1 protein-coding gene and 1 pseudogene are annotated in these 1,794 nt (G+C 37.4%); both read right to left on the bottom strand.

All coding sequences use genetic code 11. From position 1 onward, the window contains the following. Positions 1–65 precede the first annotated feature (65 nt). Positions 66–377 (bottom strand): annotated as a pseudogene (locus QT994_RS27605) (IS630 transposase-related protein); the annotation flags it as partial. Between the two features lie 253 nt (positions 378–630). Next, on the bottom strand, positions 631–978 hold the full coding sequence (locus tag QT994_RS27600) for a transposase (RefSeq protein ID WP_333180306.1): 348 nt from the start codon (positions 976–978) through the stop codon (positions 631–633). Positions 979–1,794 lie beyond the last annotated feature (816 nt).

Raw genomic sequence — 1,794 nt, 5'->3', positions numbered from 1 at the left:
CGTGAGGCTATTTCTGCCCATTCTTGTGACTTGGCTATGCCTGAGCTCATTCCCATTCTTCAGACCTGAATCCTTACTTTTTTTCGAGTAATTTTCATTTTTTTAAAAGCATAAGATATGGCACTTGGTCTGACCCCAAACTTTTTGGCTCTGTCGATTAATCTGGCATCTGGATTCTCTTTAACATCCTTTTCTAAGGCCTGCCAATCTAGTTTTCTCTTACGTCTTTTTACCTTTGTAGCTTGAAGGTCTGACCGACCCAGCCACCGATATATCGTTGCTCTTCCTACCTTAAATAGGACAGCAGCTTGGGCGATACGACCGCCATTTTCTACATACTCCACTACTCTTTTTCTCAAATCAATACAGTAAGACATTTTCCTAGCGGGTTCACTATTTTTATTAATTTTACCTCATTTTTAAATAGTCTCATACTTATTTGAAATGACTATAAACTGTGATATAGCCTTTATCAAAAAAATAAGGTACAACAACAGCCGTGAGTAAACCTATTCCAAATATTTTATGATGTAACTTCATTAAATGCAAACTAAGAGTGCTTTTGCTAACTCTTGATAATGAGGCGTCTTGATAGAACGGAGAAAATTTTTAAGTTCTGACCATAAAATTTCACGCTTGTGAGAAATTCGGCGAATATGGCGACAGGTATATTAATTTTGCCCCTTTCTTTTTAATGGCTTTTTCTACTTCTTCTCGGGTATGAAAAGTACAATTATCCATCACTACACAAACACCTTTCCATAATTGGGGTACTAACTTTCGGATGAGAAAAGCCTCAAATGTAATTGCCTCGGTTGTACCTATTAAATTGACTGATCTTAGGACTTCTTTGACCGATATATCTCCAATTATTGAGATATTTCTTCCGCGTTTATTAGGTTTTGGTTCCTTGGCTCTAGAACCTTTTAGCCTCCCTTGCATATAACCTAACCATTGCCAAGTTAACTCCAGATTCATCAATGAATATTAAGTCTTTGCAACAAAATTCTCGGATTTTTTGCCAGAACTCATATCGCAGGTTCTGAACTCGGTAAGTACCTTTATCTGAGGGAAAAATAGTTTTTTTAAAGTCATATTTAAGAGTTTTGCCATTCTTCCCCTCGTTGCGATGCTGATGGTAAAACCAATTTTATTGTACCGTAAATAGCGGAGTTGTTCGAGAGTTGCATCATCCGAAGCTTCAATCAATTTCGCTAAAATCAGCAGTTGTTCTGCATTCAGTTTTAATTTGACTCCGCATCGCTCAGTTCGAGGAGCAATATTTTGGGTCTCACGATACTGTGCAAAGCAATTTTTGGACGAAAGTTAGGGCAACACAAAAACGGTTGGCTCTTGCTCTTTGTGACAGGGGTTCATTATGGTACACATCCCTAATTTTTGGTCTAAAATCAAGAGAATAAGTTTTGACTTTTACTAATGTGTGATAATTGCTAAAATCCTTGAGAGTTGTGATTCGAGTCACTCCTGTGGGTCGAGCGACTGCTCGTTCGCGCTCCATTTAATTAGATTGCATAACATTTTGGGATTTTATTGGAATTGTATGGGGATTTTATATTTTTCACTCCGCTCAAGTCAGTTATATCTGAGATCTTGCACCATTCTCAATTAGCCCTTGCATTTTGTGCCAGAATGTGAAAAAAAGGACGTATAAACAATGGGATAAGTTAATGTTAACCATCCTTAATTACGCCCAAGTATTAGTCTATACCTTGATGGATTTAATGCCAAGCAAATATCAACAAAAAAGTCTGCGAGCCTTGCTAGGTCTATTTC

Origin of the sequence: Microcoleus sp. S13_B4, from assembly GCF_036700885.1 — a bacterium.
Classification (GTDB): Bacteria; Cyanobacteriota; Cyanobacteriia; order Cyanobacteriales; family Microcoleaceae; genus Microcoleus.
The sequence above is the reverse complement of the archived record's forward strand: the minus strand, read 5'-3'. Positions and strand labels throughout refer to the sequence as shown.